Below are 15,918 nucleotides of genomic sequence, written 5' to 3' on the forward strand. Positions count from 1 at the left end.
AACCCTAAAAAGGTTGCGTGACCCCACTCGACCTCAAGAAGGTAAATTTGAAATGAAAGCTTTATTGGTTCTGGCCCTCAGCAGTCTGTGCGCAACCGCCATGGCAGACGAGGTTCCGACTGATGTCGCGCAGCAACAACCGGTTATCGAGGAATACACTTACTCCACTCACCTGGACATCGCCAAAGTTGTCTCCATGAGCGAAGTGCCGAATGTTTGCGAAGTGGTTCCGGCCAAAATGGAATACGACGACTCCAAAGGTCAGCGTCACATCCTGCGTTACAGCGTCATGGGTAACGGCTGCACCAATTGATGATTGAGACTGCACCGAATCGGATCACTCAGCGCCTCATTTGAGGGTCGATTCCAGCCCGACTTCGGTCGGGCTCAGTTGTGTCTGGGGTCGTCAAAAATGCTTGCAAAACACTAGATGTAGTGAAAAACCGCTTTTTTTGTTCGTTTTTTGAGCAAATTCACATTGCCGAGATTTTTACGAAAAAAAATCTATCCCCGGCAAAGCCCTGTAAACCCGCACTCTCATCGAAAAACCAGCCTCCTCGACCGCGCCATGCGCGGATTCGCCTCAGCACAGCCGTGTTTTTTTCCCTATAATGCCGCCCTAATCGGGTCAGCAATATTCCCTTACAGGGATCAAAGCCATTCTGAAGCCCCGCAGCAGCGTCAACGCTGATCTGCGCCCGTCAGAGGCTCTCGGAACCCCGAACAAAATTCTGTTTTATTGCCTGCCTTAGCTGCTGCAAAAAACGATTCCTTAAGATCCAACGCGGTCTGTACGACCGTGTGAACAACCAACCATCAGGTTTCACACGGGGCGACAGGCCCTCACGCAGGAGACGACACGTCATGCTGAGCTGGGACGAATTCGACAAAGAAGACAGTGAAGTAGCAGCAGTGAAAGGCGCCAACGCCGGCCACGCTTCTGAAGCCAACATGGACCGCCTCGACAACGCCGGCGGCGCCGCCGCGCTCGAAGCCCGCGCCGTGACCGCCGACGACTCGGCCGCCGTGGCCCGCGCCAAGGCTGCACTGAACTCCCTCGACGTCGCCGAAGGCCTCGCCGAACTCGAAGGCGCCTCCGCCCGTGTCGCCGTTGACGAAAAGCGCATGATCAACTGCCGCGCCGACCTCAACCAACTCGTGCCATTCAAGTACGACTGGGCCTGGCAGAAGTACCTGGACGGCTGCGCAAACCACTGGATGCCGCAAGAAGTCAACATGACCGCCGACATCGCCCTCTGGAAAAACCCGGAAGGCCTGACCGACGACGAGCGCCGCATCGTGATGCGCAACCTCGGCTTCTTCTCCACCGCCGACTCCCTGGTTGCCAACAACCTGGTCCTGGCCGTGTACCGCCTGATCACCAACCCGGAATGCCGCCAGTACATCCTGCGCCAGGCCTTCGAAGAGGCGATCCACACCCACGCTTACCAGTACTGCATCGAATCGCTGGCCATGGATGAAGGCGAAATCTTCAACATGTACCACGAGATCCCATCGGTCGCCAAAAAGGCAGCCTGGGGCCTGAAATACACCCGTTCGATCTCCGATCCAAAGTTCGAAACCGGCACCCCGGACACCGACAAAGAGTTGCTGCGCAACCTGATCGCCTACTACTGCGTGCTGGAAGGCATCTTCTTCTACTGCGGCTTCACCCAAATCCTCTCCATGGGCCGCCGCAACAAAATGACCGGCGTCGCCGAGCAGTTCCAGTACATCCTGCGCGACGAATCCATGCACCTGAACTTCGGCATCGACGTGATCAACCAGATCAAAATCGAAAACCCACACCTGTGGGATGCCGAAATGAAGGAAGAAGCGACCCAAATGATCCTGCAGGGCACGCAGCTGGAAATCGAATACGCCCGTGACACCATGCCTCGCGGCGTACTGGGCATGAACGCGGCGATGATGGAGGACTACCTGAAGTTCATCGCTAACCGTCGTTTGTCGCAGATCGGTTTGAAAGAAGAGTACCCAGGGACGACTAACCCGTTCCCTTGGATGAGCGAGATTATGGACTTGAAGAAAGAGAAGAATTTCTTTGAGACTCGGGTTATTGAGTATCAGACTGGTGGGGCGTTGAGCTGGGATTAATTGAAAACTATACACTAATGCCGCAAACCAAAATCCCCGCTATAAGCGGGGATTTTTATAGGGATTATTATGGCTAAACCTAGGATTTTTATCAGCTCCACTTACTTTGACTTGAAGAACGTTAGAGCTGACCTCGAACGTTTCGTCAAGAGCCAGGGATATGACCCTATATTAAATGAAAGGGGTCATATACCATACGGCAATAAAGAGAAGCTAGAAGAGTATTGCTATAAAGAAATCCAGCTTAGCGACATCTTAATTTCAATAATTGGAGGAAGGTTTGGCTCGCAATCAAAATCCGACTCACACTCTATATCCAATACAGAACTAAGAGTTGCAATCGAACTAGGAAAACAAGTCTACATTTTTATTGATAAAAACGTTCACAGCGAATTCAGAACCTACGAAAGAAACAAAGAACACAAAGAAATATCATACGCCTCTGTGGATGATAGAAGAATATTCAATTTCATCGAGGAAATACAAAGCTTACCAATCAACAACCCTATTGCAAATTTTGAGACAAGCTCGGATATAACCGAGTACCTAAAGGAGCAATGGGCCGGATTATTTCAGAGACTGCTAACAGAGCATTCTAAACAGCGGGAAATCACTGCGCTCGACGAAATAAAATCAACATCCAAGACTCTAAATCAGTTAGTAAATTTTTTAATAGAAGAACGAAAAAATGGCGATCAAGCATTCAAGGAAATTCTGTTAGCCAACCACCCTGCATTCAGTGAAATACGATCACAACTGGGAATAACATATCGAGTTTTTTTCTGTAACAAAAAGGAGCTCGACGAACTACTCAAGGCGAGATCTTTTATTTCAGTGCCCTCTGAATACTGGGATGAACCAGAGTACTGCGAGTGGATCAACTCGAAAACCTCGCCAAATCAATTATTAAAAATAAGTAAGTCCCTGTTCGACGACGAGAACAAATTAAAAATACTAACTCCAGACCAGTGGAATGAATCTCTAGTTAAAATAGTGGACCACATCCCACCTGATGAGGATGACGAGTCGGACATTCCTTTTTAAAGAAGACCAATCAATTCAAGATTTGCCACGCCCCTTTTTTTTAAAAAACGAGGGGCATATTTTAACTATTCAATCAAAAGAAAATAAATAAATAAATAAAACCAGGACACACTGCGCACGATATAATTTCAGCCCCCCCTAAAATATCAGAATGACATATCAAGAACGCCCTCCCCCAACTATCCTAACCGAGAGAAACCACCACCTCACGAAATCTCCAACATTACCAAATCAAAACAAACCCATGATATATACCCGCAAGTCAAATATAATTCACTCACCACTGTATATGCTAGAAAGATTCATACCAGCACCCAAAGCTTTCTCCCCCACATATAAACCAATCGATTCCAAGCGTACCACCAACTTGCTCCTGACAATGGCAAGTCTGCAATCAATGTCACTCCCCCTCTCTTCCATGGCCTCTTCTCTAAACCCGTCACGTTTTCTGCGTACATGGTATTGGTCATATGAACAAGCACATAGTCAAAAACTAGACAAGGATCAGCGCCGAGCTTTGTAAATTGGCTATTTCAGGCACCCCATAAAGCAGTTGAAACACAATAAAACTAATCACTCTCAAGGCAAACAACGAGAGAAAACCTTGAAATCGTAGGATCTCGCTCAGACGATTTACTCCACGGCGATAGCTAAGCGATACGCGTGTAAGATTCATAGCAGGATTCATCTTTATTTATTGTAGGAATTTTCCTAGACAGGGGTAATCCGCACTCAGTATCGTTAGAGGTTTATGAGCCTCGGCAATTGTATGGATACCTCGAAAGAAAAGACTGGCTGGAGCGATGAGGAGCTAGAGGCTTCGGTAGACGCTTATCTGAAGATGTTGACTCTTGAGCAGCAAAACCAACCATTCAAAAAGGCAGACGAAAACCGTCTATTGCGTGAAGGCCCGCTAAACAAACGCAGTGCCTCCTCCGTCGAGTACCGCATGCAGAACATCTCTGCGGTGATGGAGCAATTGGGGCAGCAGCGAATTACTGGCTACGTTTCGGCAAAGAACCTTGGTTCTGGCGTTAGTAAACGGATCAAGGAATTCCTCGCGAAGAAGGGCATCCACGCATTACGAAAAGGCGAACAGCGGGCCATTACATTTACTCCTCTTCAGTTGGTCGAGGTCAATGCGCCTCAAAAAAATGAAGTGCCAGTGGGTGTTCTAAACCCTAAAGAGACGACCTCCACTGTCGTGAGACTTGCCCGCGCCCAGAGCGTAAAAAAATGGGTACTCCAGCACTCCCGAGGCATTTGTGAAGGTTGCGGGCAAACCGCACCATTCGTTAGCGCAAACGGCCGCCCCTTTCTTGAAGTCCATCATGTTAAGCACCTTATTGATGGCGGAACCGACCGCATATGCAACACGGTCGCGCTGTGCCCGAACTGCCATCGTCGTTGCCACCATTCCAGCGATAAAAAAGAGTTCACCGCTGAGTTTTATAAGAAAGTCGAGCGGTTGAGGCCTGAATAGAGGATCAAACTTGTGCCGAGGAATCCCAGCATCCTAAAGGCTCTGCACTGACACCCAAATCAAACAGCGAAAACTCCCAACCTCATCCAAGACCCGTCCTACAGCCTCAATTCATCACCTTCGTTAACGTCGCCCGGCTTCTTTCCGGCGGACCGAAAAATGAACGAAAGGATGATCAGTGGCTGGCAAAAAGGATATTCCCCGGGTCAGGAACCCACCTTCAGGCGACGGGCATCACGTCACCTACCGGTTCATGAACGCGACCGAACTGGCAGAGCGCGAAGCCAGGCAGAACGCTTATGAGGCCATGCTGGCCCGGCAGGATGCGTTTGAGCGCAGTCGGCAGGCCGCTGTCAAAAAAGACGAGGCGGTCCGGGCCGGATGCGTTTTCGCGAAGTCTTGCAAGCTGCCGGACGCGATCATTGATTACTCTAATCCCTCCGGGATGGTGCCGACCGACAGCCTGAGGGATTACGGCGAATTCGCCTTGCTCGGTACCCGTGGGGCCGATGATGCCGGGCTGCAAAATCTGCAAACCATCAGCGGCAATACCGTTTCACTCGGCCTTGGGCGCCTTGCTCTTCGCAGCCCGACACTCGCCACGCCAACGGTAGGTCTCGGAGCAGCCATCGGCGCTACCGGTGCCGCACTCATGACCGGCATGGTCGCTTTGCTCTGGACGCCCAGCCTGGGTGACAGCGCTCTCTACACCGAAGAACAATTGCGCGTCCTCAAACAGGCCCGCACCCGTGTTCGCCTGCGCATCGAGCAACAAACCAACGGCGCGCTCAAAGGTTATGCCTTCTACACCGGCAAGAATCGCGAATGGGAAATGGTCGATGTCGTGAAGCTGGAAACTCGCGACAGCCAGTACGTCGCCAATCTGGGTGACGGCGTCGAGCTGATCTGGACACCCGCCGCAGACGGCTCCGACATCCTTGGCATTCCTGCTCTGGAAGCCGCCCCGCAGGCACCGCATATCTGGGTTTACCCGCCAACGAAAGCGGCGAACGACATCCTTATTAATCCGGTTTACCCACCGGAGTACAAGGATTTCATCCTGGTGTTTCCGGAGAGTTCGGGGGTAAGGCCGGTTTATATTGTGGTGAGTCTTTCTGATCACAAATATCATCCGGTACCCAAAGGATTAAGTGCGTTTCCCGACGCAACACCAGCAAAACAGAAGACCAGGGTCAAAGGACGAGGTACTCGTATGCGTTGGAAAACCAAGGATGGGCTGATTCTGGAATGGGATTATCAACATGGAGCTGTAGAGATGTACGACAAACGCGGTCGGCATCTGGGCGAATTCGATGCTGACACTGGTGAGCAGAACAAACCGGCCGATCCAAAAAGAAGGATAGAACCATGACTCACGTAATTTATGCGTTTGATCGTTCCACCGAAGCTCTGATTTTCGAAGTGCCTATCTCGGCAGAGAATATCGAGCAGCTGCGAGTCATCATGAAATGGAATGACGCAGAAGACGAACTCTACGGTTACGATCTTGATTTTCAGCAGCTAGCACAATTGGAAACGTTAACCGGAAAATCTTTCTACGATCCTCAATACGATTACCAACTCGCCAGCTATGGAAATTAAAAGTTCAGGGCCGCTCAGCGAAGGCACGAGAACAGTAGATCTATGATCTATCTAATCGAGGCATTTGATAGAGGAAGCGGTTTCCTGGCATTTGAAATAGAACTCCCAAGTGGATCAGACCAGACGATAAAAACCATCATGGGTTGGACGGAGGAGCAGGAAGGATGGGAGGGATACGATCTCTCGCACGGACAGCTTGGAGCCTTGGAAAGGCTATTGGGGAAGGAAATTTATAACCCTGCTTATAAATTTCAGCTCAGCTGCAATGTGTAACCGATGGTTCTGACGCCGGTAAATGCAGTCGCCAAACAAGTAACCTACAGCGCTAAAAATTCGCGTTTGCCGGGTTTGGGGCAGCTTCGCTGCCCATCGGGGATAAATCCCCTCACCACAATTTAATGTGTTGCTGCTGGGTGGGTGTCTGGATTCTAAATTGAGTTGATGCCACCAATCGCCAGCAGGCTGGCTCCCACAAATCCAGCATCATCCTGAAAACAATCAGTGCAAGCCGCGCCACCTCCCGCTATTAATACCCCTCCCCCACTCAAGGATCCGAGCCCTGCCATGAAATTCGATCTCGCCTACTGCCTCAGCCTCGACGACAAGTTGTCGATCTATGACGTTCGCGATCTCAATTTTGATGAGACGGTGGCGTTCGACTCGGCCAAGGAGCATTTCCAGTGCCCCAACGATGCCTGTCGCTCGGCGTTCGATGCATCTAACGAGTTGGGTACGTTCAACGCCAAGAACGTGAATTACGTGCGCACGCCGCACTTCAAGAACTTGCCCACGACGCAACATGTGGCGGGTTGTCCCTATGTGAGTTTGAAGGCTTCGGCGTCTGGCGTTGAGACGGCGGATGGCGAAACGGATGACGGGCGGGAGGAGCATTTCCCATCAGAGTTGTTGCTGACGCGGCGTGCGTATGTGCGCAAGCCTGCTGCGCCCGCGGGGGCGGCGGATGTGTTGCGGGATGATCCGGTTCGGGCGGCGGCGGACATTGGTAGAGAGTCGCCGGGGCGTGAGACGGCTCCGGACAAGACCAGTGTGTTTGCGCATCCGGTGGAGTGTTTTGTGTCGAACTTCGCCGACAAGGAGTTGCTCAAGCGCATGCCGTTGAAGATCGGCGAGCACACAGCGCCTTATGGCTCGTTCTTCAAGAAGATTGAGTATCTGACGGACAACAAGGGGCTGATTTACTGGGGCAAGATCAAGGAGATCAAGGATTACACCCAGAGTTTTCGCATCGACTTCGAGCAGAAGGTCTGGTTCAAGCAGGCAGATGAGGCGAAGAAGAAGCCTTATTCGGTGAACGTGTACTTGAGCAAGAAGCTGATCGACAACTACCGCAAGCGCAAGGCGTTTCTGGAAGAGATCAAGCACGCGATCGACAGTGACAAGGAGTTGTTCTGTTTCTTCTATGGCGTGACGCCGGAGTTGAAGCAGGTGCCGAGCAAAAAGAACCCCGAACAGACGTTCGGGGTGTTCAGTGCCAACATCGAGAACCTGGATCACTTCATTGTGCGGGAAGCGCCGGGGTTGGCGTGACGGTTAGTCTTTGGGCAGTTGCAGTTCGACCGCGCCCGGATGTTGTTTGACGACGGAGTACGGCAGGATCGACCATTCGGGCTCATCGCAACCGCGTTGTACGCGAGGGAAATATGGCCCGAGATAAATACCCTTCGCGGTGAAGTACCAATTGGAAACGACCCAGACGTTTTCATCGGTATAGTCGCAACTGTCCTCATCACCTTCGGCCGGTTTCTTCATTTCGTTGGGATACAGCGAGGTGAATTGGTTTATCAACCATTGCACAAACACGTCTCTCTGGCTGCCATCGCCGGCTCCGGCCGAAGAGCCTTCGTGCCCGACTCCAAGCACGTCTTCCAGCTTTATTGCTTCGCCAGTATGAACATTGAGATTGATCGGTGAGTTGCCGACATCAGGGTGCGCGCCGCCGCAATCGTAACCGGTGTTGATATTCAGGCTGACTACGTCGGACGACAGGAAAGTGGGCGCGACGCTTTGCCATAGCTCGGCGTTTTCTCCACCTTGCAGCATGCAAGCGTGATAACTGACGACCTCACTCCAAAGTCGTCCCAGCAATTGTTGATTGATCCGCTGTTGCTCTTCTTTCGTGTAGCCAGACTCGACACTGAACAACGAAACCTTCGACTCAGGCTCCGTCCACCATTGCAGGTCGTAGCCCATGAAGGTTTCTTTTTTCTCCGGCTTGAGCTTGAGCCCCTGTAAGCGCAAATACTCGTAGGGATCGTCCTTCGGCAACGTGGCAATAAAGGGCAGCGTTGTAGCAGTTGGCGCAGGAAGTTTGGCTTCGGTCAGTTGCACCGGCAGCTTCTTACCCTTGGGATTTTGCCATTCGCCCTGCCAACCGTTGGCGGTGGTTTTCAGCTTCAGAGTCGGCAGCGGTTTGTCGTCGCCATAGCGGTTGTTGCCTTCAACCAGGCTCAACGTGCTGTCTTGCAGCGAACCGCTGAGTTCCAGGTCGCGGTGATACTTCTCATAGAAGTAGCGACCGGTGACTTCGTCCTGCTGCGTGGTGTTGAGCTCAACCACAATCGGCATCTTGCCCAGCGTACCGGTGAACACGCGCCGGCCGTCTTCAGCATGGGCAGTGGAAATCAGTGTGAACAGCGCCGCAGCGTATGGCGCCAGGCGCAGCAGTCCCTTGAGCATGGATCGATCCCTGAATGAATGAGGCTGTGGAGTATGCAGAGGATGCGTGCAGGAATCGAGGCTCTACTTAAGCAGCATGCCCAGCATGACGACGATCAGCAGAGCGATGTACACCCACGCATGCACCCGATCCGCTATCCGCCCGATCCACGGCGTGGCTAACCGAATCCCGACCAACGATCCCAGCGTCAGCACCGCGAACGCCAGCAAATCCACATACCCGACAAACCACGCCCCCAGCTCTGCCTGACTGAACCTGGCCAGCGCCATGTACGTCAGCGTCCCGGCCACTGCCACCGGCACGCTCAACGGGTTAGCCATGGACGTGGCTTGCGACATGCTCAATCCACAACGGCGCAGAAGCGGTACGGTCATGACGCTTCCTCCTACGCCGAGAAACGTGGCGATGGCGCCGATGCCTACACCGCCGCCGGACGTTTCTGTCCTGCTGAGTCGGCGCGGGATGACGCCTTCGTTGCGGGTGAGAAAGCCGCGTCTGAGCAGGCAGTCGATGATGGTCACGCCGAGGTAGGCGATGAAGGCGTAGCGAATGACCTCGCCGCTGACCCACACCGCCGCGATCGCTCCGAGGATCGCACCGAAGGCGATGAAGCTGCCGAGCGGCCACAAATAATGGCGGATCAGGTTGCCGGCGCGGCGGTGTTTGTCGGTGGCGATCAGGGCGTTGACGATCATCACGCAGGTCGAGGTGGCGACGGCGATGTGCATCGCCGACTGGCCGATGGGGTCGTCGGCGCCGTGGCTGGCGCTGAGCAGGCGATACAGCAGCGGCACGACGACGAAGCCGCCGCCGAAGCCGAACAGGACGGCGGTGATGCCGGTCAGGCAGCCGAACAGGGTCAGCAGAATGTAGAACATGGCGCGTTATCCGATGAGGGCGAGCGGCCGACGATAGAGCCACGCGGCTTGGCCTGCTTCAGCAACTCAGCCAATAATGTTTGCGTTTACGCCAACTACCGGAAAACGCTTGATGCGCAATGTTTCGATCAATCTGCTGGATCACACGCCGCGCCCGGTGGTGGCGATTGGTACGGATTATTCCCACGGTCAGCTGTTGCCATTTCATACGCATCGGCGGGCGCAATTGTTGTATGGCGCGACCGGAGTGATGCAGGTCCGCACTCATGACGGCAACTGGGTGGTGCCGCCACAGCGGGCGGTGTGGGTTCCGCCGGGGGTGGCGCATGAGGTGTTGATGCTGGGGGTGAGCACGCGCAGCGTGTACATCGAGCCGGGGACGGTGGACTTGGGACCGCGTTGCCAGGTGATCAGTGTTTCGCCGTTGATGCGGCACCTGTTGATGGAAGCGGTGGAGGTGCCGCTGGCCTATGAGCTCGAGGGTCGCGATGGCGTGCTGATCGAGCTGTTGCTGCATGAACTGGCGCGCAGCGCGCCCCTGCCCCTGCACATTCCGCTGCCGTCTGACGGAAAACTCCTGGCGTTGTGTCAGAACTTTCTGCGTCAGCCGAACGCGCATCAGTCGCCGCAACACTGGGCCGAGCAGTTGCACATAAGCTTGCGTACCTTCAACAGATTGTTTCGGCAACAGACCGGATTGAGCTTCAGCCAATGGCGGCAACAGGCTTGCGTGGTGCTGGCACTGGCACGGCTGGCAGCCGGTGAAGCGGTGACGCGGATCGCCCTGGACTTCGGTTATGAGAGCCCGGCAGCGTTCTCGACGATGTTCCGGCGCATGCTCGGTCAGGCACCGTCCGTCTGGTTGGAGGCGGCGAACTAGGGCAAATCAAAAAATGCGTTTGATCCCGGCCGAAAACAACTGTACAAAAACACAGTACATTTTCAATCAGCACTCTTGAGCCCGGAGCACACCATGGCCTCTCTTGCGATGAACCACATCCTCGAACGCATTGCCCTTTTCCAGTTCACCCCGACGCACTGCGTCCAGGCCCGAGCAATGCTGGGCTGGAGCGTGGAACAGCTGTCGCGCGAGGCGGAGGTCGCAGCGGACGACATCCAGCGGTTTGAAGCGCAGCAGGACGTGGCGGATGCAGCGCGATTGGCGTTGGCGTATCGGTTTGAGGCACAGGGGTTGGTGTTCTTTCCGGGGTTTGCGCCGGGGCGCAGTGCGAGTATGGGCGTGCCATCGAAATCGGTGGGGCGTGGGGATTATGCAATGGCTGATTAAGGACCTGTGGCGAGGGGATTTATCCCCGTTGGACTGCGCAGCAGACCCCTTGTCCTGATTGAACAGAGGGGGCCGCATCGCGACCCAACGGGGATAAATGCCCTCGCCACAAATCAATATCAGCTTGCGTCAGGCGTTCTGCGCCACACCCTCACTCTCCCCTTCAACCGCCAACCACCACGCTTCGCCACGATGCGGTTGAGCAATATTGAACGCGTCACCCATCTGCGGCGTGGTAATCGAAACACTGCGCTCCCACGCCAGCGCCAGAATCCGGTCAAACGGTTCATGCCAGGCGTGCATCGCCAAATCGAAGGTGCCGTTGTGGATCGGGAAGAGCCAGCGGCCCTTGAGGTCGAGGTGGGCTTGCAGGGTTTCTTCCGGTTGCATGTGCACGTGCGGCCATTCGACGTTGTAGGCGCCGGTTTCCATCAGGGTCAGGTCGAACGGGCCGTATTGTTCGCCGATGCGTTTGAAGCCGTCGAAGTAGCCGCTGTCGCCGCTGAAGAAGATCCGCGTGTCGCCGTCGATCATCACCCACGAGGCCCACAGGGTGCTGTTGCTGTCGAACAGGCCACGGCCGGAGAAGTGTTGCGACGGCGTGGCGATGAAGCGGATACCGGCGATTTCGGTGCCCTGCCACCAGTCGAACTGACGGATTTTGTTGGCGTCGATGCCCCATTTGATCAGGGTATCGCCGACGCCCAACGGAGTCAGGAACAGGTTGGTCTTGGCCGCCAGCCGCAGTACCGCCGCGTAGTCGAGGTGGTCGTAGTGGTTGTGCGACAGGATCACCGCTTCAATCGGCGGTAATTCGTTGATGCTGATCGGTGGCTGGTGGAATCGCTTGGGGCCGGCCCATTGCACGGGCGATGCGCGTTCGGCGAACACCGGGTCGGTGATCCAGAATTTGTCCTGCAGTTTCAGCAACAGGGTCGAATGACCGAGGCGAAACACGCTGTGGTTGGGCGCTGCCAGGAGGTCGTCGCGGGTCAACGGTTGTACCGGGATAGCGGCGGCGGGTCGGGTATTGCGCGGTTTGTGGAAGATCATGTTCCACATGATGCGCAGCATTTTGCGAAAGCCTTCGCGGCGCACCGGCGCATGGTTGCGGAACAGCCCTTGATCCTGTCGAGAGGCTTCAGGCGTGGAAATTTTATCCGGGAGGGAAACTGGATTGGCCATGACTGAAATGACTCCAGAAAAACCGCGCAATTCACGATTTTTCGCGGTGGGACGATAAATGGCCAGAGCTGCACGCATAGGCCGAACTGCTGTTTTTTAGGTCGCGAGGATTAACGCAACATTACACTGGTCGGTGTAGTTTCTAGGTTGCATGAAAGCGCATGACAAGTAAACTTCCAAGTGTAATTTCCATTTTTCCTGCCGAAGCTTACTTATGACAGCTCCACAGCGCCTCACTGACCGCAAACGCGAAGCCATTATCCAGGCGGCCATTGCCGAATTCCGTGCCAACGGTTTCGAGATCACCAGCATGGACAAGATCGCGGCCACCGCCGGGGTGTCGAAGCGCACGGTGTACAACCATTTCCCCAGCAAGGAAGAGCTGTTCGCCGAAATTCTCAACCAACTCTGGGCACGCATCACCGCCGAGCAGACCGTGACCTACAGCGCCGATCAGCCGCTGCGTGAGCAACTGCAACAGATGCTGGGGGCAAAATTGCAGATGATGGCCGATGACAACTTTCTCAGTCTGGCCCGCGTGGCGATTGCTGCCACCATCCACTCCCCGGAGCGCGCACAAGATATGGTGGCGCGCATGGGCGAGCGCGAAGAAGGCCTGACCGTGTGGATTCGCGCCGCTCAGGCGGACGGTCGGCTAAAACCCGTGGACGCGACATTCGCCGGGCAGCAGCTGCAAGGGCTGCTGAAGTCGTTCGGCTTCTGGCCGCAGATTTCCATGGGCCTGCCGCCATTGGATGCCGCCACCCAAAAAGCCGTGGCCGAATCGGCACTGGAGATGTTTCTGGCGCGTTACCAGCTCTAAACCGTGCCTCTGCGCGCGATCCGTCGATTAAATGGCTCGGAAGGACACTGATTATTCGCGCTGGAATAAATGACAATGTCCGACAATTGACCGACGAATGGTCTACCTGAAAAAAATACGGCAAAGTATTTCAGGATGAATCTGGCGCAGGACATCATGGAAAACCCACGCGGCAAAGGCTTGTCATTCGCCAGACGCATCTATCTGCCTAGGACTATTGGTCTGGGCGTCGGCTTTTTCAGCGTCGCGGCAGCGCTGTATCCGTTGAACATGCCGGCATGGCTCTGGGCGCTGCTGGTGTTCAACGGATTTGTCTGGCCGCATCTGGCTTATCAGGTATCAACCCGCGCAACCTTCCCCTACCGCGCCGAGCGTCGCAATCTGTTGTACGACTCGTTATGCGGCGGCTTCTGGACCGCGTGTTTTCAGTTCAATCCGCTGACCAGCGTGACCATCCTGTCGATGATGACCATGAACAACGTCGCCGCCGGTGGCCGACGCCTGTTCCTGCTCGGCGCCGTCGCGCAGTGCGTCGGTGTACTGTTGGGCGGCTCGATCTTCGGCTTCAAATTCAGTCCGACCATGACTCAAATTGAAGCCTGGGCCTGCCTGCCGATGCTGACCCTGTATCCACTGGCCTTGGGCATGGTCTGTTACCAACTGGCGATCAAACTCGCGCAGCACAAACGCACGCTGCGCGACCTGAGCCGCACCGACAGCCTCACCGGACTACTCAACCACGGCGCCTGGAAGGATCAGCTGCACGCCAGATTCGAGCTGTGCCGGCAAAATCACACCCAGGACATTCTGGCGCTGATCGACATCGACCACTTCAAGTCCATCAACGACAACTATGGCCACATCATCGGCGATGCGGTACTGAGCCAACTGAGCGGCGAACTCAAAGGCATGGTGAGCAAAAGCGAACGGGCCGGCCGCTACGGCGGCGACGAGTTTTGCCTGATCCTGCCCGACCAGCCACTGAAAAAAGCCGAACTGCAAATGGAACGATTGCGTCAGGCGCTGGATCAATACCGTCACCCGGATGTGCCGGAACTGCGGGTCAGCCTGAGTATCGGTCTGGCGCGGTTTCAGCCGTCGTACCGCGACGCACTGGCCTGGCTGGATGACGCTGACAAAGCGCTGTACACCGCCAAACACACGGGACGCAACACGATCAGCGTGGCGCTGAGCCAGCCGCGCACCAACGACGCCAACTCCATCAGTCTTTGAAAACACCGGTAGTCATGCTGATACGCATTTTCTTGTACAACGACAAACAGTTTGTATAAGATCGCCTCGTCAGCCTGGATGCTGGCACTTTGCAGTCAATGACAAGTGCTCACCCGGCATTTGCTCTGCCAGCGCGGAAACAGGGACAAAAACCTCGTCTTTCCCTACTTCCAGGTACTGCCCCTATGTTTTTCAAACGCCATCAGTCCGCCCTCAACGACCTTCAACACACCATCACCGAACAGAACGGCCTGCTCGAAGCCATCGACCGCTCCATGGCCGTGATCGAGTTCGACCTCGATGGCGTGGTGTTGACGGCCAACGACAACTTCCTGAAAACCACGGGCTACCGCGCTGATCAGGTGATCGGCCAGCCTCATCGTCTGTTCTGCACCCCGGAGTTTGGCCGCAGCGCGCAATACACCGAGTTGTGGTCGCGTCTGAAAAACGGCCAGTTCCAGTCCGGCACGTTCGAGCGGGTCAACAGCCAGGGCCAGCCGATCTGGCTGGAAGCCAACTACAACCCGATCAAGGATGCGTCGGGGCGTGTGGTGAAAGTGGTCAAGTACGCCATGGACGTGACGACCAAGGTTCAGCAGGAAAGCGAGGCCAACGCCAAGCTGCAGGCGATCGACCGGGCGATGGCGGTGATCGAATTCGACCTCGACGGCGGCATTCTCACGGCCAACAAGAATTTTCTGACACGCATGGGTTACACGCTCGCTGAACTCAAGGGTAAACATCATCGTTTGTTCTGCCGCGCGGATCTGGTCAACAGCAGCGCCTATGAGGACTTCTGGCGGCGGCTGAACCAGGGTGAGTTGTTTCAGGGCCAGTTCGAGCGCGTCGACAAGCGCGGCCAAACCGTGTGGCTGGAAGCCAACTACAACCCGGTGTACGACGCGTCCGGGCGGTTGTGCAAAGTGGTGAAGTTCGCCACGGACGTCACCGCCCGCGTCGAGCAGCATGAGCAGGATGCCCGCAGCGCCAGCGCGGCTTATCACATCTCCGTGGAAACCCGCAAAGTCGCCGAGCAAGGCACTCAGGTGATCCAGCAAGCGGCCAGCGAAATGCGCGAAATCGCTGATGACATCGCGCAGTCTTCGACATTGATCGCGCAGCTCGGCGAACGCTCGGAGCAGATCACCGCGATCGTCAACACCATCCGCGCAATTGCCGACCAGACCAATCTGCTGGCGCTCAACGCGGCGATTGAAGCGGCGCGGGCCGGGGATCAAGGTCGCGGGTTTGCCGTGGTGGCGGACGAGGTGCGGCAACTGGCGGCGCGCACCAGCGGCTCCACGGCGGAGATTTCCAACATGATCGGATTGATCCAGAGCGAAACCCGTCAGGCGATCAAGAGCATGGAAGGCACCCGTGGCCGAGCGGCGCAAGGCGTTGAACTGGCGGATCAGGCCGGCAGCGTGATTCTGCAGATCCGCGATGGCGCCAGTGAAGCGGTGCAGGCGGTGAGCATGTTTGCCAATGAGCGCGCACCTGGGTGATCGATGTACTGGGTCTGTAGAACGCGTCGCGGCCTTCGCGAGCAAGCTCGCTCCCACAGGGAAA

At 55.3% G+C, this 15,918-nt stretch carries 15 protein-coding genes and 2 pseudogenes; 14 read left to right on the plus strand and 3 right to left on the minus strand.

The window, feature by feature from the left end; translation table 11 throughout:
- Positions 1 to 52: 52 nt before the first annotated feature.
- The 8 genes from HV782_RS21950 (at position 53) to HV782_RS21985 (ending at position 7,792) form a co-directional block, all read left to right on the plus strand.
- Positions 53 to 313 carry a DUF2790 domain-containing protein gene (locus HV782_RS21950; RefSeq protein ID WP_027612631.1) on the plus strand — a complete coding sequence of 87 codons (261 nt, stop codon included), beginning with the start codon at positions 53 to 55 and terminating at the stop codon, positions 311 to 313.
- A 551-nt stretch (positions 314 to 864) separates the two neighbouring features.
- Entirely contained in the window at positions 865 to 2,115 is a 1,251-nt protein-coding gene (locus tag HV782_RS21955; RefSeq protein WP_095126160.1) for a ribonucleotide-diphosphate reductase subunit beta, read from the plus strand.
- Between the two features lie 69 nt (positions 2,116 to 2,184).
- A complete protein-coding gene (locus HV782_RS21960) occupies positions 2,185 to 3,159 on the plus strand; it encodes a DUF4062 domain-containing protein (RefSeq protein ID WP_186746600.1) in 975 nt (324 codons plus the stop codon).
- 769 nt (positions 3,160 to 3,928) lie between these two features.
- On the plus strand, positions 3,929 to 4,642 hold the full coding sequence (locus tag HV782_RS21965; RefSeq protein WP_186746602.1) for an HNH endonuclease: 714 nt from the start codon (positions 3,929 to 3,931) through the stop codon (positions 4,640 to 4,642).
- 178 nt (positions 4,643 to 4,820) lie between these two features.
- Positions 4,821 to 6,014 carry an S-type pyocin domain-containing protein gene (locus HV782_RS21970; RefSeq protein WP_128614974.1) on the plus strand — a complete coding sequence of 398 codons (1,194 nt, stop codon included), beginning with the start codon at positions 4,821 to 4,823 and terminating at the stop codon, positions 6,012 to 6,014.
- Positions 6,011 to 6,244 carry a DUF7683 domain-containing protein gene (locus HV782_RS21975; RefSeq protein ID WP_128614975.1) on the plus strand — a complete coding sequence of 78 codons (234 nt, stop codon included), beginning with the start codon at positions 6,011 to 6,013 and terminating at the stop codon, positions 6,242 to 6,244. Before HV782_RS21970 ends, HV782_RS21975 begins: the two co-directional genes overlap by 4 nt.
- Before the next feature lie 42 nt (positions 6,245 to 6,286).
- The gene (locus HV782_RS21980; protein WP_128614976.1) at positions 6,287 to 6,517 is read left to right on the plus strand and encodes a DUF7683 domain-containing protein; all 231 of its coding nucleotides are present in this window, start codon (positions 6,287 to 6,289) and stop codon (positions 6,515 to 6,517) included.
- A 291-nt stretch (positions 6,518 to 6,808) separates the two neighbouring features.
- Positions 6,809 to 7,792 carry a hypothetical protein gene (locus HV782_RS21985; protein ID WP_186746604.1) on the plus strand — a complete coding sequence of 328 codons (984 nt, stop codon included), beginning with the start codon at positions 6,809 to 6,811 and terminating at the stop codon, positions 7,790 to 7,792.
- A gap of 3 nt (positions 7,793 to 7,795) precedes the next feature.
- Here HV782_RS21985 and HV782_RS21990 read toward each other — a convergent pair whose 3' ends face one another.
- Both HV782_RS21990 and HV782_RS21995 read right to left on the minus strand, forming a co-directional pair.
- A complete protein-coding gene (locus HV782_RS21990; RefSeq protein WP_186746606.1) occupies positions 7,796 to 8,941 on the minus strand; it encodes a hypothetical protein in 1,146 nt (381 codons plus the stop codon).
- A 63-nt stretch (positions 8,942 to 9,004) separates the two neighbouring features.
- Positions 9,005 to 9,820: a sulfite exporter TauE/SafE family protein gene (locus HV782_RS21995; RefSeq protein WP_186746609.1), complete on the minus strand. Its 816-nt coding sequence runs from the start codon at positions 9,818 to 9,820 to the stop codon at positions 9,005 to 9,007.
- A gap of 112 nt (positions 9,821 to 9,932) precedes the next feature.
- Here HV782_RS21995 and HV782_RS22000 point away from each other — a divergent pair, with 112 nt between their 5' ends.
- Both HV782_RS22000 and HV782_RS22005 read left to right on the plus strand, forming a co-directional pair.
- Positions 9,933 to 10,700 (plus strand): AraC family transcriptional regulator, encoded by a 768-nt coding sequence (locus HV782_RS22000; protein ID WP_186746611.1) that lies wholly within the window; start codon positions 9,933 to 9,935, stop codon positions 10,698 to 10,700.
- Between the two features lie 93 nt (positions 10,701 to 10,793).
- Positions 10,794 to 11,108: a helix-turn-helix domain-containing protein gene (locus tag HV782_RS22005; protein ID WP_186746613.1), complete on the plus strand. Its 315-nt coding sequence runs from the start codon at positions 10,794 to 10,796 to the stop codon at positions 11,106 to 11,108.
- A 129-nt stretch (positions 11,109 to 11,237) separates the two neighbouring features.
- On the opposite strand, the gene HV782_RS22010 is transcribed toward HV782_RS22005, so the two are convergent.
- Positions 11,238 to 12,293: an MBL fold metallo-hydrolase gene (locus HV782_RS22010; RefSeq protein WP_123467046.1), complete on the minus strand. Its 1,056-nt coding sequence runs from the start codon at positions 12,291 to 12,293 to the stop codon at positions 11,238 to 11,240.
- Between the two features lie 214 nt (positions 12,294 to 12,507).
- Here HV782_RS22010 and HV782_RS22015 point away from each other — a divergent pair, with 214 nt between their 5' ends.
- The 4 genes and pseudogenes from HV782_RS22015 to HV782_RS29025 all read left to right on the plus strand — a co-directional run.
- Positions 12,508 to 13,116: a TetR/AcrR family transcriptional regulator gene (locus HV782_RS22015; protein WP_186746615.1), complete on the plus strand. Its 609-nt coding sequence runs from the start codon at positions 12,508 to 12,510 to the stop codon at positions 13,114 to 13,116.
- Between the two features lie 135 nt (positions 13,117 to 13,251).
- Complete coding sequence (locus HV782_RS22020) at positions 13,252 to 14,349, plus strand: diguanylate cyclase (protein ID WP_437180140.1); 1,098 nt, start codon at positions 13,252 to 13,254, stop codon at positions 14,347 to 14,349.
- A 275-nt stretch (positions 14,350 to 14,624) separates the two neighbouring features.
- A pseudogene (locus HV782_RS29020) lies at positions 14,625 to 15,308 on the plus strand (PAS domain-containing protein); the annotation flags it as partial.
- A 108-nt stretch (positions 15,309 to 15,416) separates the two neighbouring features.
- Positions 15,417 to 15,854: pseudogene (locus tag HV782_RS29025) on the plus strand (methyl-accepting chemotaxis protein); the annotation flags it as partial.
- Positions 15,855 to 15,918 lie beyond the last annotated feature (64 nt).

The sequence above is a fragment of the Pseudomonas monsensis genome (assembly GCF_014268495.2).
In the GTDB taxonomy this organism is placed as follows: Bacteria; Pseudomonadota; Gammaproteobacteria; order Pseudomonadales; family Pseudomonadaceae; genus Aquipseudomonas; species Aquipseudomonas monsensis.